Here is a 26984-nt window from a genome sequence, read left to right on the forward strand (position 1 = left end):
AACGGGGAGGGTGGACGTGGGCGTCGCAGTCGAGGTCGAGGGCCTGACCAAGTCGTTCGGCAGCCAGAACATCTGGAGCGACGTCACGCTCACCCTGCCGCCCGGTGAGATCTCGGTGCTCCTGGGCCCCTCGGGCACCGGCAAGTCGGTCTTCCTCAAGTCGCTGGTCGGGCTGCTCAAGCCCGAGCGCGGGTCGATCGTCATCAACGACACCGACATCGTCCGGACCAGCGAGCACCGGCTCTACGAGATCCGCAAGCTCTTCGGCGTCCTGTTCCAGGACGGCGCGCTGTTCGGCTCGATGAACCTGTTCGACAACATCGCCTTCCCGCTGCGCGAGCACACCCGCAAGAGCGAGTCCGAGGTCAGGCGCATCGTCCTCGAGAAGATGGACATGGTCGGCCTGCAGGGCGCCGAGGGGAAGCTGCCCGGCGAGATCTCCGGCGGCATGCGCAAGCGCGCCGGGCTGGCCCGCGCGCTGGTCCTGGACCCCGAGATCATCCTCTTCGACGAGCCGGACTCGGGCCTGGACCCGGTCCGCGTCGCCTACCTCAACCAGCTGATCGTCGACCTGAACGCGCAGATCGACGCCACCTTCCTCATCGTCACGCACGACATCGGCACCGCCCGCACCGTGCCGGACAACCTCGGCCTGCTGTTCCGCCGGAACCTGGTCATGTTCGGTCCCCGCGAGCAGCTGCTCACCTCGCAGGAGCCCGTCGTCCGCCAGTTCCTCAACGGCCGGCGCGAGGGGCCGATCGGCATGAGCGAGGAGAAGGACGTCGCCCAGGTCGAGGCGGAGATGGCCGCCCTGGAGGCCCGCGGCGGCGACGCGCACAACGGCGTCGGGCCCAAGGGCGCCTCCGGCGGCGACGCCGTCCCGCCGCAGCTCGAGCCGACCGAGGGCCTGCCCGAGCGCAAGGGCGCGCTGCGCCGCCAGGAGCGGGTGGCCCGGATGCTGCACGAGTTCGACGGCGAGACCGCGGCCGCCATCCGCCGCTCGCTGCCCGAGCACCTGCTCGCGCACGCCGACGCCGGCGTCTTGCGGCCCACGGCCGGCACCGGCGGGCGGCACTGGGCCGCCGAGCCCGACGCCGGGGCGTCGACCGCGACGACCGTCCTGCCGCGCCGGGAGGACCACGGGTGACGGCCACCGAGGAGCCGAAGGCACCGGGGCTGCTCGACGGGAAGTACTCGCCCACCCGGCCGCTGGCCGCGAGCGGCAACCTGTTCGCCTTCGCCCTGGACGTGCTGCGGGCGCTGCCCAAGCGCCCGTTCCAGCTGCGCGAGTTCATCCAGCAGACCTGGTTCGTGGCCAGCGTGACCATCCTGCCCACGGCCCTGGTCGCGATCCCGTTCGGCGCGGTCATCGCGCTGCAGCTGGGCTCGCTGACCCGGCAGCTGGGTGCCCAGTCGTTCACCGGGTCGGCGTCGGTGCTCGCCGTCCTGCGCGAGGCCAGCCCGATCGTGACCGCGCTGCTCATCGCCGGGGCCGGCGGCTCGGCGATCTGCGCCGACCTGGGGGCGCGCAAGATCCGCGACGAGATCGACGCGATGGAAGTGCTGGGCATCAGCCCCATCCAGCGGCTGGTCGTGCCCCGCGTGCTCGCCTCGATGCTCGTGGCGGTGCTCCTCAACGGCCTGGTGAGCGTCGTCGGCGTCGCCGGCGGCTACTTCTTCAACGTGGTGCTCCAGGGCGGCACGCCGGGGGCCTACCTGGCGTCCTTCAGCGCCCTGGCACAGGTGGAGGACTTCTGGTCCGGTGAGCTCAAAGCGCTGGTCTTCGGGCTGATCGCCGGCATCGTCGCCGCCTACAAGGGGTTGCGGGCCGGAGGTGGGCCCAAGGGCGTCGGTGACGCGGTGAACCAGTCCGTCGTCATCACCTTCCTGCTGCTGTTCGCGGTCAACTTCGTCATGACGGCGCTGTACTTCCAGCTCGTCCCGCCGAAGGGCTCGTGATGGCGCTGCTCTCGCCGGTCGACCGGCTGCGCGTCCGCACGCGGCGCATCGTGCGCACCGTCTACGGCCGTCCCATGGCCGCGCTCGAGGACCTCGGCGACCAGCTCGGCTTCTACGGCCGGGCGCTGGCCTGGACCCCGCGCACGCTGCGCCGCTACAAGAAGGAGGTCATGCGGCTGCTGGCCGAGGTCACCTTCGGCAGCGGCGCGCTCGCGGTCATCGGCGGCACGGTCGGCGTCATCGCGTTCCTGTCCTTCTTCACCGGCACCGAGGTCGGCCTGCAGGGGTACGCGGCGCTCGACCAGCTGGGCACCTCGGCGTTCACCGGGTTCCTCTCCGCGTACTTCAACACCCGCGAGATCGCCCCCCTGGTCGCCGGGCTGGCCCTGTCGGCCACCGTCGGCTGCGGCTTCACCGCGCAGATCGGCGCCATGCGGATCAACGAGGAGATCGACGCCCTCGAGGTCATGGGGGTGCCCTCGCTGCCGTTCCTGGTCACCACCCGCATCGTGGCCGGCTTCGTCGCCGTCGTCCCGCTGTACGTGCTGGGCCTGCTCAGCAGCTACTTCGCGACCCGGACCATCACCACCCAGGCCTACGGGCAGTCGCCCGGCACCTACGACCACTACTTCAACCTCTTCCTGCCCCCGCAGGACGTGCTGTGGTCCTTCCTCAAGGTGCTCGTCTTCGCCGTCGTGATCATCCTGAGCCACTGCTACTACGGCTACCGCGCCAGCGGCGGTCCCGCGGGCGTGGGCCTCGCGGTGGGCCGCGCGGTGCGCTTCTCGATCGTGGCCGTGATGGTCATCGACCTGTTCCTGTCGCTGGCCATCTGGGGCTCGACGACGACCGTCCGGATCGCGGGGTGAGGCGGCGGTGAGCAGGAAGATCCGGATGCGGGTGCAGGGCTTGGCGTTCCTCGTCACCATCGCGCTGCTGCTCGGGCTGGCGGTGGCGACCTACAACAAGGCCTTCACCGAGGTGGCCCGCGTGACGCTGGAGACCGACACCATCGGCAACCAGCTGCAGACGGCGTCGGACGTGAAGGTCCGCGGCGTGATCGTCGGCGACGTGCGCGAGATCGACGCGAGCGCCGACGGCGCCACCATCGAGCTGGCCATCAAGCCGGAGTACCTGGACCAGATCCCCGCCGACGTGACCGCGCGGCTGCTGCCCAAGACGCTGTTCGGTGAGCGGTTCGTCGCCCTCGAGATCCCGGAGGAGCCTTCGGGGGAGACGCTGGCCGACGGCGCGGTCATCGGGCAGGACCGCAGCGAGAACGCCATCGAGCTGCAGCGGGTGGTCGACGACCTGCTGCCGCTGCTCCAGGCCGTCGAGCCGCAGGACCTCTCCTACACGCTGGGCGCGGTGGCCGAGGCGCTGCGCGGCCGCGGCGACGCGCTCGGCGCCAACCTGGCGGCGGTCGGCCGCTACACCGGGGAGCTGAACACCGTCCTGCCCGACCTGCAGGCGGACATCTCCGGGCTGGCCGACTTCGCCGACACCTACGAGTCGGCCGCCGACGACCTGCTCGGCGTCCTCGACAACCTTGCCGTCACCAGCCGCACCCTGGTCGACCAGCGCGAGCAGCTGCGGCGCACCTTCACCGTCGGCGACAGCGCGGGCCGGGTCACCGCGGGCTTCCTCGAGACCAACGAGCGGAACCTCATCTCGCTGGCCGAGACCTCGCGGCCGGTGCTGAGCACCCTCGCCGAGTACTCGCCGGTCTACCCGTGCCTGCTCGACGGGCTGGCCCGCTCGGTCCCGCGGTACAGCGAGGTCCTGGGCGGCGACGGCGACCCGTACCTGGATCTGAACCTCACCGTGACGCTGCCCCCGCGCAACCCCTACGTGCCCGGCGACCAGCCGGCGTACATCGACCAGTCCGGTCCGGACTGCCAGGGGCTCGACGACATCGACGCGCTCATCGCCGCGGCCGAGCGCGGCGAGTTCTACTGCCCCAGCCCGCCCGCCGACGGCGTGCAGAGCCGGGACAACCCGTCGACGGGCAACCCGGTCTGCCTCGGCGGCAGCGGGCCCGACGACATCCCCGCGGGTGCGGGCGAGCCCAACCCCCAGGCCGGCACCTCGCTGCCCAGCGGCCTGGCCGGATCGACAGCGGAGCTGGATTTCGTGCGCGGCATCCTCGCCTACCAGACCGGCGCGCAGCCGGGCGAGGTCTCGGACCTGGCGGCCTCCCAGATGGCGCCGCTGCTGCGGGGCACCCAGGTGGCGCTCCGATGAGGGGCCTGGTCGCGCCGCTGGTCAAGCTGGTGGCCTTCGCGCTGGTCACCGTGCTGGCCAGCTACGTGCTGATCACGACGATCACCAACGCGGGGTACGGCGAGCAGGTCGCCTACCGCGCGGAGTTCACCGACGTCGCGGGTCTCGTCGAGGGCGACGAGGTGCGCATCGCCGGCGTGCGCGTCGGCCAGGTCAAGGGCATCGGCCTGACCGAGGCGACCGACCGCCCGCTGGCCGAGGTGGAGCTGGAGGTCGACGCCGACATCCCGCTCCCGGCGACGGTCGAGGCGACCATCCGCTACCGCAACCTGGTCGGCCAGCGGTACGTCGCGCTCGCGGAGGGCGACGGCGCGGGCGGCCGCACCCTGGAGCAGGGCGGGCTGATCCCGGCCGCCCGGACCCGCCCGGCGCTGGACCTGACGACGCTCTTCGGCGGCTTCCGGCCGCTGCTCCAGGCGCTCTCGCCGGAGGACATGAACCGGTTGTCCTTTGAGATCATCCAGGTGTTCCAGGGCGAGGGCGGCACGGTCGAGAGCCTGCTCGGCCACGTCGCCTCGCTGTCGGACTCCCTGGCCGACAAGGACGCCGTCATCGGCAGCGTCATCGACAACCTGTCGACGGTGCTCGGCTCGGTGGCCGCCCGCGACGAGCAGCTGTCGGGCCTGATCGTGAGCCTGCAGCAGTTCGTCACCGGCCTGGCGGGCGACCGCGAGGTCATCTTCGACTCGCTGCAGACGATCGACGAGCTGGCCGTCGCCACCACCGGGCTGCTCGAGGACGCGCGGCCACCGCTCGCGGCCGACATCCAGGCCCTCGGCGACCTCGCGGGCGAGCTGGCCGACACCGGTGACGTGCTCGAGGGCTTCCTCCAGCTCGCGCCGACCAAGATCGACCTGATCACCCGCACGGCGATCAACGGCAGCTGGTTCAACTTCTTCGTCTGCGGGGCCGGCGGCTTCATCACCCTCCCGGTGACCGACCCGCTCACCGGCGAGCAGACCGGCGTGAACCTCCCGGCCGGCGGGCTGGACAACGGCGAGCGGGGGTGCGGCGGCTGATGGCACGCACCTCCAAGCCCTTCCGCGACCGCAACCCGGTCACCATCGGCGCGGTCAGCCTCACGGTGATCGCGGTGCTGGTCTTCCTGGCGTTCAACGCCCAGTCGCTGCCCCTGATCGGCGGCGGCACGGTCTACCGCGCCCAGTTCTCCGAGGCCGCCGGCCTGCGGGCCGGCGACCCGGTGCGGGTGGCCGGCGTCAAGGTCGGGAGCGTGGAGAGCCTCGCGCTCGAGGACGGCGCCGTGACCGCGGAGCTGCGGGTGACCGACGCCTTCGTCGGCGACCGCTCCGAGGCGGCCATCAAGATCGAGACCGTGCTGGGCGCCAAGTACGTCGCCCTGGTGCCGCGCGGGTCCGGTGAGCTCGACCCCGACGACCCGATCCCGCTGGAGCGCACCGCGTCGCCCTACGACGTCGTCGAGGCCTTCGCCGACCTGTCCACCACGGTCGAGGACCTCGACACCGCGCAGCTCGCCAGCTCCTTCGAGGTGCTCGCGGAGACCTTCGCCGAGACGCCGGAGGAGGTGCGCACCTCGCTCGAGGGCCTGGCCCGGCTGTCGGACACCATCGCCTCGCGCGACGCCCAGCTCGAGCAGCTGCTCACCGCGACCCGCACGGTCACCGAGGTGCTGGCCGACCGCAACGGCGAGTTCACCCAGCTGATCGTGGACTCGAACACGCTGCTCACCGAGGTCCAGGAGCGGCGGGCGCTGATCGACTCCATCCTCACCAGCACCCAGGAGCTGTCGCTGCAGCTCTCTGGCCTGGTGGCCGACAACCGCGAGGCGCTCACCCCGGCGCTGCAGCAGCTGGCGACGGTCACCGACATCCTGGCCCGCAACCGCGACAACCTCGCGCAGACGGTGGACAACCTGGCGCCGTTCGTCCGGGTGTTCACCAACACCCTGGGCAACGGGCGCTGGTTCGACAGCTTCGTGGACAACCTGCTGCCCGGCGTCGTCGGCAGCGTCATCTGCGGCGGACCCGGCGTCGTCGGGCTGCCCCTGAGCTGCGCGGAGGGCGACTGATGAGCGGCTCGCTGCAGCGCGGCGTCGCCCTGGCGGCCGCGCTCGTGCTGGTGGTCGCGCTGGGCTGGACCGTCCTGCGCCCGGCCGGCCAGTTCGGGGTGACGGCCTGGTTCGACCGGACGGTCGGGCTCTACGAGGGCTCCGACGTCCGCATCCTCGGCATCGAGGTCGGCGAGATCACCGACGTGACGCCGGTGGGCGACCGGGTGCGCGTGGAGATGATGATCTCCGAGGACTACGACATCCCGGCCGACGCCGCCGCGGTCGTGCTGGCCCCCTCGCTGGTGTCGGACCGCTACGTGCAGTTCGCGCCCGTCTACTCCGGCGGCCCGACGATGGAGCACGGCGCCGAGGTGCCCCTCGAGCGGACGGCCACGCCGGTCGAGCTCGACCGGGTGTACGGCGCGCTGGACGAGCTCTCGGTCGCGCTCGGGCCCGACGGCGCGAACGCGAACGGGGCGCTGTCGGACCTCGTCGACGTCGGTGCGGCGAACCTCGACGGCAACGGCGACGCGCTCAACCGGACGCTCACCGGCTTCTCCCAGGCCGTCGAGACGCTGGCCCGCAACCGCGACGGGCTGTTCGACTCGGTGGACAACCTGCAGACCTTCACCAGCGCGCTGGCCACCATCGACGCCTCGGTGGGCCAGTTCAACACCAACATGGCCGCCGTCGCCGACCTGCTGGAGCAGGAGCGGGCCGACCTCGCCCGGGCCGTCGAGCTGCTCTCCGCGGCGCTCGGCGACGTCGCCGGGTTCGTGCGGACCAACACCGACCTGCTGAGCACCAACGTCGACAAGCTCGCCGACGTCACCCTCGCGCTGGTGCAGCAGCGCGCCGCCCTGGCGGAGGTGCTCGACGTCGCCCCGGCGGCGCTGGGCAACCTCGCGCACGCCTACAACCCCGACTTCGGGACGCTGGACACCCGGGACAACTCCCTGGCCGGCACCAGCCCCGAGGTCATCGTCTGCCAGCTCCTGTCCTCGACCAGCCGGCTCCAGCTCGACCTGGACGTGCTGCCGGCCGTCGGCCTGCAGCTGCCGTTCGTCGAGCAGGTCTGCAGCCGGCTGCTCTCCGGCGACGCGGACGCCGACGGCTCCTACGACGACCTCAACGGCAACGGGGTGCCCGACCTGCAGGAGCTGCTCACGGCCCTGTTCGGCGGCGCGTCGGCGCCTCCCGGCGGCCCGCTGCTCGGCCTGCCGCAGCTCGCGGGGGCCCAGCAGTGACCCGCCCGCTGACGCGCGTGGCGGCGCTCGGCCTCGGTACGGTCCTGCTGGCCGGCTGCGGGGGCTTCCGCGGCGCCTACTCGATCAGCCTCCCCGGCGGTGCCGACGTGGGGGAGGACCCGTACTCGGTCACCGTGCAGTTCCTCGACGTCCTGGACCTGGTGCCGCAGTCCGGCGTCCGGGTGGCCGACGTGCCCGTCGGCCGGGTCGACGAGATCGAGCTGAACGACGACTGGACCGCCGAGGTGACCGTCACCGTCAACGGCGACGTCGAGCTGCCGGCGAACGCCGTCGCGATGATCCAGCAGACCTCGCTGCTGGGGGAGAAGTACGTCGAGCTGGCCGCGCCCGGCACCGAGCCGCCCCGGGGACGGCTGGAGGACGGCGCGGTCATCGCGCTGGACCGGACGAACCGCAACGTCGAGGTCGAGGAGCTGCTCGGCGCCCTGTCGCTGGTGCTCAACGGCGGCGGGCTCACCCAGCTGCAGACGATCGCCTCGGAGCTGGGCCAGGCCCTCGAGGGCCGGGAGTCGGCGATCAAGGACACGCTGGACCAGCTGGACGTCCTCATCGGCGGGCTGGACGAGCAGAAGGCCGAGATCAACCGGGCCCTGGACAGCGTGAACGCGCTGGCCGCGTCGCTGGCCGAGCGCACCGGCACCATCGAGACGGCGCTGGACACCATCGGCCCCGGGCTGGACGTGCTCACCGAGCAGCGCGGCCTGCTGGTGCAGATGCTCGAGAGCCTGTCCCGCCTCGGCGAGGTCGGCACCCGGATCATCGACCGGTCCGCGGCGAACACCGTCGCGGACCTGGAGCTGCTCCAGCCGGTCCTCACCCAGCTCGCCGCCGCGGGGCCCGACCTGGCCGGCTCGCTGGACCTGCTGCTGACCTACCCGTTCCCCGCCAGCGCGGTGATCGGGGACGGCAGCGGCGGGGACGTCCCGCTGAACTACCGGCGCGACCAGCGCACGGGCGGCTACGGCCTGTTCGCCAACATGACCGCCACGCTGGACCTCGACCTCACGCAGGTCCTCTGCCGGTACGTGGTCGACCCGCTGTCCGGCGCGCTGGAGACGCTCGAGCCGCAGGACCTCGCCGGCGACCGGTGCGGCACGCCGGGCACGCCGCCGGCGAACCAGGGCGTGGGCGCCACCGGGGCCGGGGGCGCCGCGCCGGCCGGTGGCACCGCACCCGGCGCGTCGGTCCTCAGCATCCTGCCGGGCGAGATCGTCGGGCAGCTGCCCACCGCCGAGTCCCTGGGTGGCCTGCTCGGCTTCCCCCAGTTCGCGGGAGGACAGCCGTGATCACCCGCACCACGAAGATCCAGCTGCTGGCGTTCCTGACGCTCGCCGTCCTGGCCACCTCCTACCTGGGCTACCGGTACGTCGGCCTGGACCGGCTGGTCCTGGGCAGCGGCTACGAGGTGGCGGCGGAGTTCGAGGACTCCGGCGGCATCTTCGTCAACGCCGAGGTCACCTACCGCGGCGTCGCGGTGGGACGGGTCAGCGACATGGAGCTGATCGACGACGGCGTCCGCGTCGTCCTCACCATCGACCCGGACGCCGAGCCGATCCCGGCGGACGCGGCGGCCGTCGTCGCCAACCGCAGCGCGGTGGGGGAGCAGTACGTCAACCTCGAGCCCGACGACGACGCCGGCCCGTTCCTGGAGGAGGGCTCGGTCATCCCGCGGGACCGTACCTCGGTCCCGGTCCCGGTCGAGCAGCTGCTGCTGAACGTCGACCGCCTGGTGGGTTCCATCGACGAGGAGAACCTGCGCACCGTCGTCGACGAGCTCGGCCGGGCCTTCGCCGGTGCCGGCGACGACCTGGGCCGGCTGATCGACAACGGCGACCTGCTGCTCGCCCGCGCCGAGGAGTCGCTGCCCGAGACGCTGTCGCTGATCACCGACGGGCGCACCGTGCTGGACACCCAGGTGGCCAGCCGCTCGGCGATCCAGCAGTGGGCGGCCGACCTCCGCCTGGTCTCGGACACCCTCGTCGAGAGCGACCAGGACATCCGCGACCTGCTGGTCGACGCGCCCGACGGCGGACAGGCACTGCAGGACCTCGTCGAGCGGGCCGGCCCCGGTCTGGGATCGCTGGTGCGCAACGTCGACATCCTCAACGGCGTCACGATCCCGCGGCTGGACGGCGTCGAGCAGATGCTCGTCACCTACCCCGACGTCGTCTCCGGCGGCTTCAGCGTCGTCCGCAACGACGGCGGGGTGATGCGCGCCCACTTCGGCTTCGTCCTCAACGCCGGCGAGCCGGCGGCCTGCACCAGCGGCTACACGTCGACGGGCGCGGCCGGCAGCCCCGCCGCGGTGGCGGCGCTCGACGTCGACCAGGTGGGCTGTGCGGTCGTGAACGGCGCGGACCCGGACCCCTCCGACGGCGTCGACGAGAACGGGTCGAACATCCGCGGCGAGCAGAACATCGGCCGATCGGGTGGTGTCGGGGGCGCCGGGCCGCAGAGCGGCCTCGCCGGGGCACCTCCGCTCGGTACGGTGATCGGCGGCCTCGTGGACGGGGTCGGCGGCCTGCTCGACGACGTGCTCGGCAACCTGCTGGGCGCCAGCCCCTTCGCGCGCACCACGGGCTGAGGCGCGCATGCCGCCGGTGCAGGAGCGAGACGACGAGGAGACACCCGGGTTGACCAGCGACGCGCGCCCGCTCGTGCGGGAGGACGAGGACACCGCGGTGCCCGCGCCCCCCGGGCGGGACGAGGACACCCCGGCCCCGGGCGACGCCGCGCCCCGGTCGCGCGGGCGGATCAGCCTGCCGCTGGTGCCGGTCCTCGCCGCGCTGCTGGTGGTCCTGCTCGCCGTCGGTGGCTGGCTGTGGCTCACCCGGCCCGAGCCCTCGGCGGTGACGACGGCGGACTACGTCGACGTGCTCCAGGCCGCCCGCTCCGGCGTCGTGGACCTGACCTCGTTCGACCACCTGACGATCGACGACGACATCGCCCAGATCCGGCGGGTGGCCACCGGTGACCTGCTCGACGAGTCGGTGGCCGAGCTCGAGGCGCAGCGCGACCGGTTCACCGAGGTGCAGGCGGTCGTCAGCACCGAGGTCATCGGCGCCGCCGTCACCCGCGCCGACGACGCGACCGGGACGGTGCTGCTGGTCATCCAGGCCACGCAGCGGAGCGCGGCCGACGAGCGGCCGCAGGTCGTCAAGTACCGGATCCAGGTGGAGCTGCAGAAGGTGGACGACCGTTGGCTGCTGTCCGGGATCGCGGGGTTGTGAGGGCATGACCGAGACCCCCGACGACCGCCCCCGCCCGACCCCCCGGTCCCGTCCTGCCTCCACGCCCCGGCCGACGCCCGGCGCGCGCCCCAGCCCCCGCCCGCGGGTGGCCGGCAGCCGCCGCGAGCGGGAGGAGGCCGACCGCCCCGTCCCCGCCGGCACGGATGCCCCCGCGACCGGTCGGGCCGCCGCCCGGGCCGCCCGCGCCGCGGCCCCGGACGGCGTGACCGGCCGCCGGAGCGGCCCGCGCCGCGCGGCGGAGGACAGCGCCCCGGAACGCCGCCGGTTCCCCGTGCTGGTCGCGCTGCTCGCCGTGCTGTGCCTCGCCGCCGCGGTCGGCGTCGGCGTCCTCACCTGGCAGCGGCTGCAGCCCACCCACGTCGACGACGGGATCTTCGCCGCCGCGCGCAGCTCGATCGAGGACCTCTACGCCTACGACTACGAGGACCCCGACGGCAGCCTGGACCGCAAGCTCGCCGTCCTCACCGGCGAGCTGCGCGAGACCTACGAGACCGAGCTCGCGCAGGGCGGGATCCTCGACACCTACGAGCAGGTCTCGGCCACGACCAGCTACGAGGTGCTCGACGTCGGCCTGCAGCAGGTCAACGACGCCCAGGACACCGCCACGGTCGTCGTCTTCGGGCGCTACCTGACGAAGTCCGTCACCAGCGGCAACGGCGCCGCGCCCCCGGGGTCGGAGTGCGAGGTCACCCCGGAGGGGGCGCAGTCCTGCGTGCAGACCATCCAGGTGGGCATGGTCCAGGTGGACGGCGACTGGAAGATCAGCGAGCTCACCCAGCTGACCACCAGCTGAACGGTGCGGGGCCCTCCCCCCGGCGTGGCGGTGGGACCTGTCGGTGGCGGCTGGCATCATGTGTGCACCGCGCCGGTTCGCGGACCGCGCCGCCCCGTGTGGCGCCGGTCGCACCGGTACCCCTGACGTGGACATCGCGCAACAGCAGGGGTAGGGTCTCCTGTTGCGCTGCCCTCTGACTGCCTGCCCGCTGAGACGGGTCACGACGGGTGCCCGGGAACCTACCGGGTGGACCCTCGCTGACACGTCGACCCGGGCGTTTCGCGGCCGTCGCGGACAGCCTCGCCATTACCGACGACGACCCAGGACGACCCGCACCCCCGCCCGCACGTCGTGAGGTCCTTGGAAGGACGCATCTTGGCAGGCTCTCGCCCCACCAGCATCAACCCCAGCACCACCGAGTCCGGCACCACCAGCACCACCCCGGCGCCGCAGGACGGCCCCCGCACCGGCGAGGCCGACCAGGCGAAGATCCCCGGCGCTCCGCTGCGCGTCTCCTTCGCCAAGATCTCCGAGCCGCTCGCGGTCCCGGACCTGCTGGCCCTGCAGACGGCCTCCTTCGACTGGCTGATCGGCAGCCCCGAGTGGCGCGCCACGCTCTCCCCCGAGGAGCAGGAGTCCGCCGTCGGCGGCCTCGCCGAGATCCTCGAGGAGATCTCCCCGATCGAGGACTTCAGCGGCTCGATGTCGCTGTCCTTCTCCAACCCGCGCTTCGAGGACGTCAAGGCGTCGCTCGAGGAGTGCAAGGACAAGGACATGACCTACGCGGCGCCGCTGTTCGTCACCGCCGAGTTCATGAACAACACCACCGGCGAGATCAAGAGCCAGACGGTGTTCATGGGCGACTTCCCGATCATGACGAACAAGGGCACGTTCGTCATCAACGGCACCGAGCGCGTCGTCGTCTCGCAGCTCGTCCGCAGCCCCGGCGTCTACTTCGACAAGTCGCTGGACAAGACCTCGGACAAGGACGTCTTCAGCGCCAAGGTCATCCCCAGCCGCGGTGCGTGGCTGGAGTTCGACGTCGACAAGCGGGACACCGTCGGCGTCCGCATCGACCGCAAGCGCCGCCAGCCGGTGACCGTGCTGCTCAAGGCCCTGGGCTGGGGTGAGGACCGGATCCGCGAGCACTTCCAGTGGTCGCCCACCGTCCTGGCCACGCTGGAGAAGGACCACATCGCCGGGCAGGACGAGGCCCTGCTCGACATCTACCGCAAGCTGCGCCCGGGCGAGCCGCCGACGCGTGAGTCCGCGCAGGCGCTGCTGGAGAACCTCTTCTTCAACCCGAAGCGCTACGACCTCGCGAAGGTCGGCCGCTACAAGGTCAACAAGAAGCTCGGCGTCTCGGTGGCGCAGGGGACCAGCACGCTGACCGAGGACGACATCGTCGCCACCATCGAGTACGTCGTGCGCCTCCACGCCGGCGAGCCCGACCACGGCGTCGACGACATCGACCACTTCGGCAACCGCCGCCTGCGGACCGTCGGCGAGCTGATCCAGAACCAGATCCGGGTCGGCCTCTCCCGCATGGAGCGCGTCGTCCGCGAGCGGATGACGACCCAGGACGTCGAGGCGATCACGCCGCAGACCCTGATCAACATCCGGCCGGTCGTCGCCTCCATCAAGGAGTTCTTCGGCACCAGCCAGCTGTCGCAGTTCATGGACCAGACCAACCCGCTCGCGGGCCTGACCCACAAGCGCCGCCTGTCGGCGCTGGGCCCGGGTGGTCTGTCCCGCGAGCGCGCCGGCATGGAGGTCCGGGACGTCCACCCGAGCCACTACGGCCGCATGTGCCCGATCGAGACGCCGGAAGGCCCGAACATCGGCCTGATCGGCTCGCTGTCCTCGTTCGGCCGGGTCAACGCGTTCGGCTTCATCGAGACGCCCTACCGCAAGGTCGAGAACGGGCAGGTCACCGAGCAGATCGACTACCTGACCGCCGACGAGGAGGACCGCTTCGTCGTCGCGCAGGCCAACAGCCCGCTCGACGCCGCCGGCCGCCTCGCCGAGGAGCGCGTCCTGGTCCGCACCAAGGGCGGTGAGGTCGACTACCTCGCCCCCGAGAACGTGGACTACATGGACGTCTCGCCGCGGCAGATGACCTCGGTCGCCACGGCGATGATCCCCTTCCTCGAGCACGACGACGCCAACCGCGCGCTCATGGGCGCCAACATGCAGCGCCAGGCCGTGCCGCTGCTCCGCTCGGAGGCCCCGCTCGTGGGCACCGGCATGGAGCTGCGCGCCGCCGTGGACGCCGGCGACGTCGTCGTGGCGGAGAAGGCCGGTGTGGTCGAGGACTCCACCGCCGACTACGTGACGGTCATGGCCGACGACGGCACCCGGCAGACCTACCGGCTGCTGAAGTTCCGCCGCTCGAACCAGGGCACCTCGATCAACCAGACCCCCGTCGTCGACGAGGGCCAGCGCGTCGAGGTCGGCCAGGTCATCGCCGACGGCCCGTGCACCGACCAGGGCGAGATGGCGCTGGGCAAGAACCTGCTCGTCGCCTTCATGCCGTGGGAGGGCCACAACTACGAGGACGCGATCATCCTGTCGCAGCGCCTCGTGCAGGACGACGTCCTGTCCTCGATCCACATCGAGGAGTTCGAGGTCGACGCCCGCGACACCAAGCTCGGTGCCGAGGAGATCACCCGGGACATCCCGAACGTCTCCGAGGAGGTCCTCGCCGACCTCGACGAGCGCGGCATCATCCGCATCGGTGCCGAGGTCGTCCCCGGCGACATCCTCGTCGGCAAGGTCACGCCCAAGGGCGAGACCGAGCTGACCCCCGAGGAGCGCCTGCTGCGCGCCATCTTCGGCGAGAAGGCCCGCGAGGTGCGCGACACCTCGCTCAAGGTCAAGCACGGTGAGTCCGGCAAGGTCATCGGCGTCCGCGTGTTCTCGCGCGAGGACGGCGACGAGCTGCCCGCCGGCGTCAACGAGCTGATCCGGGTCTACGTCGCCCAGATGCGCAAGATCTCCGACGGCGACAAGCTCGCCGGGCGCCACGGCAACAAGGGCGTCATCTCGAAGATCCTGCCGCAGGAGGACATGCCGTTCCTCGAGGACGGCACCCCGGTGGACATCGTCCTGAACCCGCTCGGCGTGCCCGGCCGCATGAACGTCGGCCAGGTGCTGGAGACCCACCTCGGGTGGATCGCCAAGCAGGGCTGGGAGGTCAACGGCGACCCGGACTGGGCGAAGAACCTGCCCGAGGCCGCCAAGGCCGCCGCCCCCGGCACCCGGACCGCCACGCCGGTGTTCGACGGCGCCAAGGAGGACGAGATCATCGGCCTGCTCGGCTCGACGATCCCGAACCGCGACGGCAACCGGATGGTGCAGGAGACCGGCAAGGCGCGGCTGTTCGACGGTCGCTCCGGGGAGCCCTTCCCCGAGCCGATCTCGGTGGGCTACGTCTACATCCTGAAGCTGCTCCACCTCGTGGACGACAAGATCCACGCCCGGTCGACCGGCCCGTACTCGATGATCACGCAGCAGCCGCTGGGTGGTAAGGCGCAGTTCGGTGGCCAGCGCTTCGGCGAGATGGAGTGCTGGGCGATGCAGGCCTACGGCGCGGCCTACGCGCTGCAGGAGCTGCTCACCATCAAGTCCGACGACATCCTCGGCCGCGTCAAGGTCTACGAGGCGATCGTCAAGGGCGAGAACATCCCCGAGCCGGGCATCCCCGAGTCGTTCAAGGTGTTGCTCAAGGAGCTGCAGTCGCTGTGCCTCAACGTCGAGGTGCTCTCCGGTGACGGGCAGGCCATCGAGCTGCGGGACACCGACGACGAGGTGTTCCGGGCCGCGGAGGAGCTGGGCATCGACCTGTCCCGCCGCGAGCCCTCCTCGGTGGAAGACGTCTGATCGTGACCGTCGGCCGGCCCCGGGCGACCAGGGCCGGCCGGCTCCCCACATTTCACACAGCAGCGAAGAACTAGCCCCGGAAAGGGGTCATCAACTTGCTCGACGTCAACTTCTTCGATGAGTTGCGCATCGGCCTGGCCACCGGCGACGACATCCGCCAGTGGTCGCACGGTGAGGTGAAGAAGCCCGAGACCATCAACTACCGGACGCTGCGTCCGGAGAAGGATGGCCTCTTCTGCGAGAAGATCTTCGGTCCCACCCGGGACTGGGAGTGCTACTGCGGCAAGTACAAGCGCGTCCGCTTCAAGGGCATCATCTGCGAGCGCTGCGGCGTCGAGGTGACCCGCGCCAAGGTGCGCCGTGAGCGGATGGGCCACATCGAGCTGGCCGCGCCGGTCACCCACATCTGGTTCTTCAAGGGTGTCCCCTCGCGCCTGGGCTACCTGCTCGACCTGGCGCCCAAGGACCTCGAGAAGATCATCTACTTCGCGGCCTACATGATCACCTCGGTCGACGACGAGGCGCGCCACCGCGACCTCCCGACCATCGAGGCCGAGATCAGCGCCGAGAAGTCGAACCTCGAGGGCCAGCGCGACGCCAACGTCGAGGCCCGCCAGCAGAAGCTGGAGGCCGACCTGGCCGAGCTCGAGGCCGAGGGTGCCAAGTCCGACGTCCGCCGCAAGGTGCGCGAGGGCGGCGAGCGCGAGATGCGCCAGCTGCGCGACCGCTCGCAGCGGGAGATCGACCGCCTCGACGAGGTGATGGACACCTTCCGCAAGCTCGAGGTGAAGCAGCTCATCGCCGACGAGGGCCTCTACCGCGAGCTGCGCGACCGCTTCGGTGAGTACTTCGAGGGCGGCATGGGTGCCGCGGCGCTGCAGAAGCTGCTCGCCGGCTTCGACCTCGACGCCGAGGCCGCCTCGCTGCGCGAGACCATCCGCAGCGGCAAGGGCCAGCGCAAGCTGCGCGCGCTCAAGCGGCTCAAGGTCGTCGCGGCGTTCCAGCAGACCCGCAACTCGCCCATGGGCATGGTGCTGGACTGCGTCCCGGTCATCCCGCCGGACCTGCGCCCGATGGTGCAGCTCGACGGTGGCCGCTTCGCCACCAGCGACATGAACGACCTGTACCGCCGCGTGATCAACCGGAACAACCGGCTGAAGCGTCTGCTCGACCTCGGCGCCCCCGAGATCATCGTGAACAACGAGAAGCGGATGCTCCAGGAGTCCGTGGACGCGCTGTTCGACAACGGCCGTCGCGGCCGGCCGGTCACCGGCCCGGGCAACCGCCCGCTGAAGTCCCTGAGCGACCTGCTCAAGGGCAAGCAGGGCCGGTTCCGCCAGAACCTGCTCGGCAAGCGCGTCGACTACTCCGGCCGTTCGGTCATCGTCGTCGGCCCGCAGCTGAAGCTGCACCAGTGCGGTCTGCCCAAGCAGATGGCGCTGGAGCTCTTCAAGCCCTTCGTCATGAAGCGGCTGGTCGACCTCAACCACGCGCAGAACATCAAGTCCGCCAAGCGGATGGTCGAGCGTGCGCGCCCGGTCGTGTGGGACGTGCTGGAGGAGGTCATCACCGAGCACCCGGTGCTGCTGAACCGCGCGCCGACGCTGCACCGCCTGGGCATCCAGGCCTTCGAGCCGCAGCTGGTCGAGGGGAAGGCCATCCAGATCCACCCGCTGGTCTGCACCGCGTTCAACGCGGACTTCGACGGCGACCAGATGGCGGTGCACCTGCCGCTGTCGGCCGAGGCGCAGGCCGAGGCCCGCATCCTGATGCTGTCCAGCAACAACATCCTGAGCCCGGCCGACGGTCGTCCGATCACCGCGCCGACCCAGGACATGGTGCTGGGCCTGTACCACCTGACGACCCTGGTGCCCTCGCGGCACGAGGCCGACGGTGGCCGGCCGGCGGCCTTCGGGTCCGCGGCCGAGGCGGTCATGGCGTTCGACAAGGGCGCCCTGGCCCTGCAGGAGCGCGCGCTCATCCGCCTCGACGAGGTGTTCGGCGTCGACAACGGCAAGGTCAACGAGGCCTGGGAGCAGCCCGAGGACTGGACGCCGGGGGCTCCGGCCCTGGTAGAGACCTCGCTGGGCCGGGTGCTGTTCAACGAGGCCCTGCCCGAGGACTACCGCTTCGTCAACTACCAGGTGCCGAAGAAGGAGCTCGGGGCGATCGTCAACGACCTCGCCGAGCGCTACCCCAAGGTGCAGGTGGCGGCGACGCTGGACGCCCTCAAGTCGGCCGGCTTCCGCTGGGCGACCCGGTCGGGCGTCACGATCGCCATCGACGACGTCGTCACCCCGCCGGCCAAGCGCGAGATCATGGACCGGCACGAGGCCGAGGCCGCCAAGATCGAGAAGCAGTACGAGCGCGGTGTCATCACCGACTCCGAGCGTCGTGGCGAGCTGATCGAGATCTGGACCCGCGCGCGGGCCGAGGTCTCCCAGGCGATGGTGGACAACTTCCCGACCACCAACCCGGTCTGGGTCATGGTCAACTCCGGCGCCCGCGGCAACATGATGCAGATCAGCCAGATCGCCGGTATGCGCGGTCTGGTCGCCAACCCGAAGGGCGAGATCATCCCGCGGCCGATCAAGGCCAACTTCCGGGAGGGTCTGTCCGTGCTGGAGTACTTCATCTCCACGCACGGCGCCCGCAAGGGCCTCGCGGACACCGCCCTGCGGACCGCCGACTCCGGGTACCTCACCCGTCGTCTGGTGGACGTCTCGCAGGACGTCATCATCCGCGAGGAGGACTGCGGCACCGAGCGCGGCGTCGTCATGCCGATCGGCACCCTGGTGGATGGCGTCGTCACCCGTGACGCGCACGTCGAGACCAGCGTCTACGCCCGCGCCCTGGCCGCCGACGTGGTGGCCGAGGACGGGACGGTCATCGCCCCGGCGAACGCCGACCTGGGCGACGTCCTCATCCAGACGCTCGTCGACGCCGGCGTGGCCGAGGTCAAGGTCCGCTGCGTCCTGACCTGCGAGTCGCTGCTCGGCACCTGCGCGACCTGCTACGGCCGGTCGCTGGCCTCGGGCAAGCTGGTGGACGTCGGCGAGGCCGTCGGCATCATCGCCGCCCAGTCCATCGGTGAGCCCGGCACGCAGCTGACGATGCGCACCTTCCACACCGGTGGTGTGGCCGGTGCCGACATCACGCACGGTCTGCCGCGTGTGGTCGAGCTCTTCGAGGCCCGCGTGCCCAAGGGCAAGGCGCCCATCGCCGAGCTCGCCGGCACCGTCCGGATCGAGGACAGCGAGCAGTTCCGCAAGCTGACCATCACCCCGGACGACGGCTCGGACGAGGTCGTCTACGAGAAGCTGTCGCGTCGCTCGCGGCTGCGGGTCGAGGACGGCGCGCACGTCGAGGTCGGCGAGCAGCTGACCGAGGGTGCGGTGGACCCGCACGAGGTGCTGCGGATCATGGGCCCGCGCGAGGTGCAGCTGCACCTGGTCCGCGAGGTCCAGGAGGTCTACCGCTCGCAGGGCGTGTCGATCCACGACAAGCACATCGAGGTGATCATCCGCCAGATGCTGAAGCGGGTGACCATCATCGACTCGGGCGCCACGGAGTTCCTGCCGGGTGCGCTGGTCGAGCGGACGCTGTTCGAGACCGAGAACCGCCGCGTCGTCGCCGAGGGCGGCGAGCCGGCCTCGGCCCGTCCGGTGCTCATGGGCATCACGAAGGCCTCGCTCGCGACCGAGTCGTGGCTGTCGGCCGCCTCCTTCCAGGAGACGACGAAGGTCCTCACCGACGCCGCGATCCAGGGCAAGAGCGACAGCCTGCTCGGGCTCAAGGAGAACGTGATCATCGGAAAGCTGATCCCGGCGGGTACGGGCATCAGCCGCTACCGGAACATCACGGTCGAGCCGACCGAGGAGGCCCGGGCCGCCGTCTACACCATGGCCGGGTACGACGACGGGCAGTACTACAGCCCGGACGTCTTCGGTCAGGGCACCGGCGAGGCCGTGCGTCTCGAGGAGTACGACTGGCGCCAGTGACGCCAGGTAAGCAGTGACGAAAGGGCCCCCGGATCGGAACTCGATCCGGGGGCCCTTCCGTGTCCCGACCCCGTGCTGGGATCAGGTGCCCTGATCGTGGCGTGTCCTCCCTCAGCGCAGACGGTGAGGGAGGACGCGCTGCGGTGAGGGAGGACGACTGCAGGTGCTAGTTGCTCAGCTTCTTCATGGTCTCGACCGTCTTGAGGCGGCCCTCGGGGCTGCCGTCGAGGGCCTGGATCATCAGCGTGGTGACGCCGGCCTCGGCGAACGCGGCGATCCGCTCCGCGACGTAGGACTCGGGGCCGATGAGCGAGGTCGCCTTCACCAGCTCGTCGGGCACGCGGGCGGCGGCCTCGTCCTTCTTGCCGTCCAGGTACAGGTCCTGGATGACCTTGGCCTCGGCCTCGAAGCCGTAGCGGACGGCGAGGTCGTTGTAGAAGTTCTTGCCTCGGGCCCCCATGCCGCCGATGTACAGGGCCAGTCCCGGGCGGACCTGGTCCAGCAGGGCCGCCTCGTCCAGGTCGTCGCCGATCGCGACCGGCACCCCGGTGATGACCTGCAGCTCACCGAGCTCGGGGTCGCGCTTGGCCTTGCCGGCGGCGAGCGCCTCGCCCCACACCGCCGAGGCGCGCTCGGGCATGAAGAAGATGGGCTCCCACGCCTCGGCGATCTCCGCGGCCATCTCAACGTTCTTCGGGCCCAGCGCGGCCAGCATCACCGGGATGCGCTCGCGCACGGGGGTGTTGATGAGCTTCAGCGGCTTGCCCAGGCCGGTGCCCTGGTCGGCGGGCAGCGGGATGTCGTACTTCTTGCCGTGGTGCTCGACGCGCTCACGGCGCCACACCTTGCGGCAGATCTCCACGACCTCGCGGGTGCGCTGCAGGGGAGCGTCGTAGGGGACGCCGTGCCAGCCTTCGATCACCTGCGGGCCGGAGGCGCCGAGGCCCAGGGTGAAGCGCCCGCCGGAGACGAAGTCCAGGCCGGCCGCGGTCATGGCGGTGAGCGCCGGGGTGCGGCTGTAGAGCGGGAAGATGGCGCTGAGCAGCTCGACGCGCTCGGTCACGGCGGCGAGGTAGCCGAGCTGGCTCACCGCGTCGAACGTGTAGACCTCGGCGACCGCGGCGATGTCGAGCCCTGCCGACTCGAGGTCGCGGATCTCGGCGGCGGTCTGGCTGAACCCACCGCTGTAACTGGCTTGGGTGCCGATGCGCACGTGCCCTCCTCAGGTGTCCGGGCCCGCGGCGGTGCGGCGCCCCTGGGGGCACGCTATCGGCCCGTCACAAGGGGCGGACGACGCCGATCACCTCGGTGACGACCCGGACGCCGTCGACGTCGCCGGGCACGCGGGGCGCGGCCGAGGGGTCGTTCACGTCCACCTTGACGACGTAGCCACCGGCCCGGCGCGCCAGACCGATGCCCACGACGCCAGGGTCGTCGGACAGGCGCGCGGTGAGCGCGCTCTTCGCGGCTCGTGCCGCCGCCCGGTCGGTCATGGCTCCATGGTGCCCCTGCGGCGCGCCGAGGGACAGCCGTCCGCGCGAGGACCGCCCCTCGGGGGCGGTCTCAGCGGGCGGTGAAGGGCGCCGGGTCCCGCCACCACTCGGCGCCGAGCACCTGCAGCACGGTGACCAGCGGGTTGGCGAAGGTGACGCCCGAGCCGCCGGCGCCCCCGGTGCTGCTGCCGGCGAACAGCAGGGCCATCGGCGCGCGGTCCCGGCTGCGCCAGATGACCGAGCCGCTGTCGCCGCCGGCGCTGAACCCGCCGGTGAGGCCCTGGATCTCGATCTGGTCGTCGAAGCGGTGCACCACGTCGTCGTACTGGACGGCGACGGCGTCCACCTCGACGGCGGTGACCACCCCGCGCGTGTGGCCCGTCGTGCGGCCGATCTTCTCCACGGTGTCGTCCGGGTCGACGTCGACGGCCGCCAGCACCTCGCCACCGAGCGGTCCTCCGGGCAGGTTGCCGGGCTCGGCCTGGACGCCGGTGTCCAGGAGCGCCAGCGCGGCGTCCACGAGGTTGCGCCCGCCGTCGACGAAGCGCTCGAAGGCGGTGAGGGTGGCCACCCGGTCGGCCGCCGTGCCGCCGTCGGCAGGACCCGGCTGGAGCACGGGGTCACCGATCGCCGCCGCGTCGCTCGCCGCGAGGACGTGGTTGTTCGACAGCACCGCCGGTCCGCCGGCGGTCCGGACGAAGCCGCCCAGGGTGCCGGCCGTGACGGCGGGATGGGCCACGGACAGCCCCGGGCGCAGCGGGCGGACCCGGGCCTGCAGCTCGGCTGGGGTGGGGGAGCGCAGCGCCCGCACCGGCCCGATGACCCGCACGTCCACCTGGTCCGCCGCCGCCCGGCCCAGGTCCGGCAGCAGCGCCCGGTCGCCCTCCCGCTGGAGCCGCACCGCCACGCGGGCACCCGCGGCGCCGGCGGGGGTGAGCCCGACCGCCACCCAGGGCCACGCCGCGTCCGTCCCGGTGTCGGCGGCGGTGACCGGCGTCGACGGCAGCTGCTCGAGGATGCGGGCCTTGAGCTCGCGGGCGGAATCAGGGTGCACGGCGGATCTCCTGGGGGCGGGGGAGCGGGACGTGCCGGGACGGTAGGACGCGGGTACGACGGCTTTCCCGCCCCGCCGTCGGCCTACTCCCGCGGAGCGCGGCGAGCCGGTACCGTCCTCCCAGCCCGCAGCGGGACGCCCGGAGACGGTGCGCCCACCGGGAAGAGAACCGGGCGGCGTGCCGTTGCCCGGAGAGCCGCCCGCCTCAGGTGGGCGGTGGCCGGCCTCCGGCCGTGCGTGTGAGGGACCCGGCTTTGACCGGCCCTCCGGGCGCGGGTATCGTGGTCAGCCGTGCCCAGGATGCCCTGGGCCAGCTCCCGTTCGCGGTGCGCCTGGGTGACGAAGTCGGTCACCGGGGACCGCCCTCCGGCCCAGCCGGGAGGTGGCGGCGCCGAGTCGCGAGGGGCAACCGAGTTCGGTCCGGCACGGACCGGTCCCGGGAAGGGCGACACGCCCGACCGCGGGGGCCGGACAGTGCCTCGCGGCCGGAGCGGGCCAGGACTCCTCCGGGGCCGGGCGCCCGTGCTCGACCAGCAAGCCCAGTCGTCAGCAACACCCACAGAGCACCACCCAGCGCAGGTAGGAGATCCAGGCCACCCATGCCCACGATCAACCAGCTGGTCCGCAAGGGCCGCGAGGACAAGGTCACGAAGACCAGCACTCCGGCGCTGAAGGGTTCGCCCCAGCGCCGCGGAGTGTGCACGCGCGTCTACACGACGACGCCGAAGAAGCCGAACTCGGCGCTGCGCAAGGTCGCTCGCGTCCGCCTCACCAGTGGCATCGAGGTCACCGCCTACATCCCGGGCGTCGGCCACAACCTGCAGGAGCACTCGATGGTGCTCGTGCGCGGCGGTCGTGTGAAGGACCTGCCGGGTGTGCGCTACAAGATCATCCGCGGCTCGCTGGACACGCAGGGTGTCCGCAACCGCAAGCAGGCTCGCAGCCGCTACGGCGCGAAGAAGGAGAAGAGCTGATGCCGCGCAAGGGCCCCGCCCCGAAGCGTCCGCTGGTCGCCGACCCGGTGTACCAGTCGCCGCTGGTCACCCAGCTGGTGAACAAGGTGCTCGTCGACGGCAAGCGCTCGGTCGCCGAGGCGATCGTCTACGGCGCCCTCGAGGGCGCCCGCGCCAAGACCGACACCGACCCGGTCGTCACGCTCAAGCGCGCGCTGGACAACGTCAAGCCGGCCCTCGAGGTCCGCAGCCGCCGCGTCGGTGGCGCGACCTACCAGGTCCCGGTCGAGGTCCGCGCCTCCCGCAGCACCACGCTGGGCCTGCGCTGGCTGATCCAGTACAGCCGCGCCCGTCGTGAGAAGACGATGACCGAGCGCCTGATGAACGAGCTGCTCGACGCCAGCAACGGCCTCGGTGCCGCCGTCAAGCGGCGCGAGGACACCCACAAGATGGCCGAGTCGAACAAGGCCTTCGCGCACTACCGCTGGTAACCACCGCACCAGCGCCCGCCGTCGGCGGGACCACCGGGACGCGCTCACGAGGCCGCAGTCCCGGGCACCCGCCACACGGACCAGATCCAAGAGGAGAAGCAATGGCCAGCAACGAGGCCCAGCTCCGCAAGACCCGCAACATCGGGATCATGGCGCACATCGACGCCGGCAAGACCACCACGACCGAGCGCATCCTCTTCTACACCGGCATCACGTACAAGATCGGTGAGGTCCACGACGGCGCGGCCACGATGGACTGGATGGAGCAGGAGCAGGAGCGCGGCATCACCATCACGTCCGCCGCGACGAAGTGCTCCTGGAACGGCCACGACATCAACATCATCGACACCCCCGGGCACGTCGACTTCACCGTCGAGGTGGAGCGGTCGCTGCGGGTGCTCGACGGTGCGGTGGCGGTCTACGACGGCGTCGCCGGCGTGGAGCCGCAGACCGAGCAGGTCTGGCGCCAGGCGGAGAAGTACGGCGTCCCGCGCATGTGCTTCGTGAACAAGCTCGACCGCACCGGTGCCGACTTCTTCCGCTGCGTGGACATGATGGTGGAGCGCCTCGGCGCCAACCCGCTGGTCCTCCAGCTGCCGATCGGTGCCGAGTCCGACTTCATCGGCGTCATCGACCTCGTCGAGATGCGCGCGCTCACCTGGCGCGGCGAGACCAAGATGGGCGAGGACTACTCGGTCGAGGAGATCCCGGCCGAGCTCGCCGACCAGGCCGCCGAGTACCGCGAGAAGCTGCTCGAGAACATCGCGGACTTCGACGACTCGCTCATGGAGGACTACCTCGGTGGCGAGGAGATCGCGGTCGACCGCCTGAAGGCGGCCATCCGCAAGGCCACCATCGGCGGCCAGGTCAACCCGGTCCTCACCGGCACCGCGTTCAAGAACAAGGGCGTGCAGCCCCTGCTCGACGCCGTCGTCGACTACCTGCCCAGCCCGCTGGACATCGAGGCGATCGTCGGCACCGCGCTCGACGGCGAGACCGAGGTCCTGCGGCACGCCGACGAGGACGAGCCGTTCTCGGCGCTGGCGTTCAAGATCCAGACCGACCAGCACCTGGGCAAGCTCACCTACGTCCGCGTGTACTCCGGCCGGCTCGACGCGGGCTCCGCGGTGCTCAACAGCACCAAGGACCGCAAGGAGCGGATCGGCAAGATCTACCAGATGCACGCCAACAAGCGCGAGGAGCGCGAGGGCGTCGGCGCCGGTCAGATCGTGGCGGTCAACGGCCTCAAGCAGACGACGACCGGTGACACCCTCTGCGACCCGCAGAAGCCGGTGATCCTCGAGTCGATGTCCTTCCCCGCTCCCGTCATCTCGGTCGCCATCGAGCCGAAGACGAAGAGCGACCAGGAGAAGCTCGGCACCGCGATCCAGAAGCTGGCCGAGGAGGACCCGACCTTCCAGGTCAAGCTGGACGAGGAGACCGGCCAGACGGTCATCTCCGGCATGGGCGAGCTCCACCTGGAGATCCTCGTCGACCGCATGCGCCGCGAGTTCAACGTCGAGGCCAACGTCGGCAAGCCGCAGGTCGCCTACCGCGAGACGATCCGCAAGGGCGTCGAGCGCTACGACTACACCCACAAGAAGCAGACCGGTGGGTCCGGCCAGTTCGCGAAGGTGCAGATCGCCCTCGAGCCGCTCGAGATGAGCGCCGACTCGGCGACCTACGAGTTCGAGAACAAGGTCACCGGTGGTCGCATCCCGAAGGAGTACATCCCCTCGGTCGACCAGGGCATGCAGGACGCCATGCAGTACGGCGTGCTGGCCGGCTACCCCATGGTGGGCGTCCGGGCGCTGCTCCTCGACGGGCAGTACCACGAGGTCGACTCCTCGGAGATGGCCTTCAAGATCGCCGGATCGATCGCCTTCAAGGAGGCGGCACGCAAGGCCAGCCCGGCCCTGCTGGAGCCGCTCATGGCGGTCGAGGTGACCACGCCCGAGGACAACATGGGCGACGTCATCGGCGACCTCAACTCCCGCCGCGGCACCATCCAGGCGATGGAGGAGCGCTCCGGCGCCCGCGTCGTCCGGGCACTGGTCCCGCTGTCGGAGATGTTCGGCTACGTGGGCGACCTGCGCAGCCGCACCCAGGGACGGGCGAGCTACTCGATGGTCTTCGACTCGTACGCCGAGGTCCCGGCCAACGTCGCCAAGGAGATCATCGCCAAGGCGACCGGCGAGTAGTCGCACGACCGGTCGCGGGCCCAGCCCGCGGCTGGCGGGCCCCGCCCGAAACCCCCCCCAGAGCACGCACCACCTGCGTAACCACGAGGAGAGGAACCCAGTGGCCAAGGCCAAGTTCGAGCGGACCAAGCCGCACGTCAACATCGGCACCATCGGGCACATCGACCACGGGAAGACGACGCTGACCGCGGCGATCACCAAGGTCCTGCACGACAAGTACCCGGACCTCAACGAGGCGTCCGCCTTCGACCAGATCGACAAGGCGCCCGAGGAGAAGGCCCGCGGCATCACGATCTCGATCGCGCACGTGGAGTACCAGACGGAGAACCGTCACTACGCGCACGTCGACTGCCCCGGTCACGCCGACTACATCAAGAACATGATCACCGGTGCCGCCCAGATGGACGGCGCGATCCTGGTGGTCGCGGCGACCGACGGCCCGATGCCGCAGACCAAGGAGCACGTCCTCCTGGCCCGCCAGGTCGGCGTCCCCTACATCGTGGTGGCCCTGAACAAGGCCGACATGGTGGACGACGAGGAGATCCTGGAGCTCGTCGAGCTCGAGGTCCGCGAGCTCCTCAGCGAGTACGAGTTCCCGGGCGACGACGTCCCCGTGGTCCGCGTCTCGGCGCTCAAGGCGCTCGAGGGCGACGCCGAGTGGGGCGACAAGCTCATGGAGCTGATGAACGCCGTCGACACCGCGATCCCGGAGCCGGAGCGCGACATCGACAAGCCGTTCCTCATGCCCGTCGAGGACGTCTTCACCATCACCGGTCGTGGCACGGTCGTCACCGGCCGCGTCGAGCGTGGCATCGTCAAGGTCTCCGAGGAGATCGAGATCGTCGGTATCCGCGAGAACTCGACCAAGACCACGGTCACCGGCGTCGAGATGTTCCGCAAGCTGCTCGACCAGGGCCAGGCCGGTGACAACGTCGGTCTGCTCCTCCGCGGCATCAAGCGCGAGGACGTGGAGCGCGGCCAGGTCGTCGTGAAGCCCGGCTCGATCACCCCGCACACCAACTTCGAGGGTTCGGTCTACATCCTCTCGAAGGACGAGGGTGGCCGTCACACGCCGTTCTTCAACAACTACCGTCCCCAGTTCTACTTCCGGACGACGGACGTCACCGGTGTCGTCACCCTGCCCTCGGGCACGGAGATGGTCATGCCCGGCGACAACACCGAGATGACGGTGGAGCTCATCCAGCCCATCGCCATGGAGGAGGGCCTCAAGTTCGCCATCCGCGAGGGTGGTCGGACCGTGGGCGCCGGCCGGGTCACCAAGATCCTCAAGTAACACCCCCCCTGGTGGGCGGCGGCCGCAGGCCGGCCGCCGCCCACCACCGG

General features: G+C 71.2%; 20 protein-coding genes. 17 read left to right on the forward strand and 3 right to left on the reverse strand.

From position 1 onward, the window contains the following. Nucleotides 1-16 precede the first annotated feature (16 nt). The 13 genes from ACI79H_RS08135 to ACI79H_RS08195 all read left to right on the forward strand — a co-directional run bounded on the left by ACI79H_RS08135 (nucleotide 17) and on the right by ACI79H_RS08195 (nucleotide 19448). Complete coding sequence (locus tag ACI79H_RS08135; protein WP_456553874.1) at nucleotides 17-1147, forward strand: ABC transporter ATP-binding protein; 1131 nt, start codon at nucleotides 17-19, stop codon at nucleotides 1145-1147. After that, nucleotides 1144-1959, forward strand: coding sequence for an MlaE family ABC transporter permease (locus ACI79H_RS08140; protein WP_456553875.1), 816 nt, complete (start codon nucleotides 1144-1146; stop codon nucleotides 1957-1959). Before ACI79H_RS08135 ends, ACI79H_RS08140 begins: the two co-directional genes overlap by 4 nt. Continuing rightward, nucleotides 1959-2828 (forward strand): MlaE family ABC transporter permease, encoded by an 870-nt coding sequence (locus tag ACI79H_RS08145; RefSeq protein ID WP_456553876.1) that lies wholly within the window; start codon nucleotides 1959-1961, stop codon nucleotides 2826-2828. Before ACI79H_RS08140 ends, ACI79H_RS08145 begins: the two co-directional genes overlap by 1 nt. Nucleotides 2829-2835: 7 nt before the next feature. Further along, nucleotides 2836-4203, forward strand: coding sequence for an MCE family protein (locus ACI79H_RS08150; RefSeq protein WP_456553877.1), 1368 nt, complete (start codon nucleotides 2836-2838; stop codon nucleotides 4201-4203). After that, entirely contained in the window at nucleotides 4200-5261 is a 1062-nt protein-coding gene (locus tag ACI79H_RS08155; protein ID WP_456553878.1) for an MCE family protein, read from the forward strand. The genes ACI79H_RS08150 and ACI79H_RS08155 overlap by 4 nt, the downstream gene beginning before the upstream one ends. Continuing rightward, nucleotides 5261-6289, forward strand: coding sequence for an MCE family protein (locus ACI79H_RS08160; RefSeq protein WP_456553879.1), 1029 nt, complete (start codon nucleotides 5261-5263; stop codon nucleotides 6287-6289). The genes ACI79H_RS08155 and ACI79H_RS08160 overlap by 1 nt, the downstream gene beginning before the upstream one ends. After that, entirely contained in the window at nucleotides 6289-7518 is a 1230-nt protein-coding gene (locus tag ACI79H_RS08165) for an MCE family protein (RefSeq protein ID WP_456553880.1), read from the forward strand. The genes ACI79H_RS08160 and ACI79H_RS08165 overlap by 1 nt, the downstream gene beginning before the upstream one ends. Then, nucleotides 7515-8825, forward strand: coding sequence for an MCE family protein (locus ACI79H_RS08170; protein WP_456553881.1), 1311 nt, complete (start codon nucleotides 7515-7517; stop codon nucleotides 8823-8825). Before ACI79H_RS08165 ends, ACI79H_RS08170 begins: the two co-directional genes overlap by 4 nt. Beyond that, the gene (locus tag ACI79H_RS08175; protein WP_456553882.1) at nucleotides 8822-10123 is read left to right on the forward strand and encodes an MCE family protein; all 1302 of its coding nucleotides are present in this window, start codon (nucleotides 8822-8824) and stop codon (nucleotides 10121-10123) included. The genes ACI79H_RS08170 and ACI79H_RS08175 overlap by 4 nt, the downstream gene beginning before the upstream one ends. A 16-nt stretch (nucleotides 10124-10139) precedes the next feature. Beyond that, nucleotides 10140-10769, forward strand: coding sequence for a hypothetical protein (locus ACI79H_RS08180; protein ID WP_456553883.1), 630 nt, complete (start codon nucleotides 10140-10142; stop codon nucleotides 10767-10769). 4 nt (nucleotides 10770-10773) lie between these two features. Next, nucleotides 10774-11583 (forward strand): hypothetical protein, encoded by an 810-nt coding sequence (locus tag ACI79H_RS08185; protein WP_456553884.1) that lies wholly within the window; start codon nucleotides 10774-10776, stop codon nucleotides 11581-11583. Between the two features lie 357 nt (nucleotides 11584-11940). After that, nucleotides 11941-15447 (forward strand): DNA-directed RNA polymerase subunit beta, encoded by a 3507-nt coding sequence (rpoB, locus tag ACI79H_RS08190; protein ID WP_456553885.1) that lies wholly within the window; start codon nucleotides 11941-11943, stop codon nucleotides 15445-15447. Between the two features lie 95 nt (nucleotides 15448-15542). Continuing rightward, the gene (locus tag ACI79H_RS08195; protein WP_456553886.1) at nucleotides 15543-19448 is read left to right on the forward strand and encodes a DNA-directed RNA polymerase subunit beta'; all 3906 of its coding nucleotides are present in this window, start codon (nucleotides 15543-15545) and stop codon (nucleotides 19446-19448) included. Nucleotides 19449-19614: 166 nt separating this feature from the next. On the opposite strand, the gene ACI79H_RS08200 is transcribed toward ACI79H_RS08195, so the two are convergent. The 3 genes from ACI79H_RS08200 to ACI79H_RS08210 all read right to left on the reverse strand — a co-directional run bounded on the left by ACI79H_RS08200 (nucleotide 19615) and on the right by ACI79H_RS08210 (nucleotide 21995). Then, nucleotides 19615-20661 carry an LLM class F420-dependent oxidoreductase gene (locus tag ACI79H_RS08200; RefSeq protein WP_456553887.1) on the reverse strand — a complete coding sequence of 349 codons (1047 nt, stop codon included), beginning with the start codon at nucleotides 20659-20661 and terminating at the stop codon, nucleotides 19615-19617. A gap of 64 nt (nucleotides 20662-20725) precedes the next feature. Next, nucleotides 20726-20941: a hypothetical protein gene (locus ACI79H_RS08205; protein WP_456553888.1), complete on the reverse strand. Its 216-nt coding sequence runs from the start codon at nucleotides 20939-20941 to the stop codon at nucleotides 20726-20728. A gap of 70 nt (nucleotides 20942-21011) precedes the next feature. Further along, nucleotides 21012-21995 carry a hypothetical protein gene (locus tag ACI79H_RS08210; protein ID WP_456553889.1) on the reverse strand — a complete coding sequence of 328 codons (984 nt, stop codon included), beginning with the start codon at nucleotides 21993-21995 and terminating at the stop codon, nucleotides 21012-21014. Nucleotides 21996-22594: 599 nt separating this feature from the next. Here ACI79H_RS08210 and rpsL point away from each other — a divergent pair. The 4 genes from rpsL (at nucleotide 22595) to tuf (ending at nucleotide 26934) form a co-directional block, all read left to right on the forward strand. Continuing rightward, a complete protein-coding gene (rpsL, locus tag ACI79H_RS08215; RefSeq protein ID WP_224499980.1) occupies nucleotides 22595-22969 on the forward strand; it encodes a 30S ribosomal protein S12 in 375 nt (124 codons plus the stop codon). Beyond that, complete coding sequence (gene rpsG, locus ACI79H_RS08220; protein WP_091929116.1) at nucleotides 22969-23439, forward strand: 30S ribosomal protein S7; 471 nt, start codon at nucleotides 22969-22971, stop codon at nucleotides 23437-23439. Before rpsL ends, rpsG begins: the two co-directional genes overlap by 1 nt. 101 nt (nucleotides 23440-23540) lie before the next feature. Continuing rightward, nucleotides 23541-25640 (forward strand): elongation factor G, encoded by a 2100-nt coding sequence (fusA, locus tag ACI79H_RS08225; protein ID WP_456553890.1) that lies wholly within the window; start codon nucleotides 23541-23543, stop codon nucleotides 25638-25640. Between the two features lie 100 nt (nucleotides 25641-25740). Continuing rightward, complete coding sequence (gene tuf, locus ACI79H_RS08230) at nucleotides 25741-26934, forward strand: elongation factor Tu (protein ID WP_200490201.1); 1194 nt, start codon at nucleotides 25741-25743, stop codon at nucleotides 26932-26934. The last annotated feature ends 50 nt before the right edge of the window (nucleotides 26935-26984 follow it).

The organism is Blastococcus sp. SYSU D01042 (assembly GCF_054050515.1).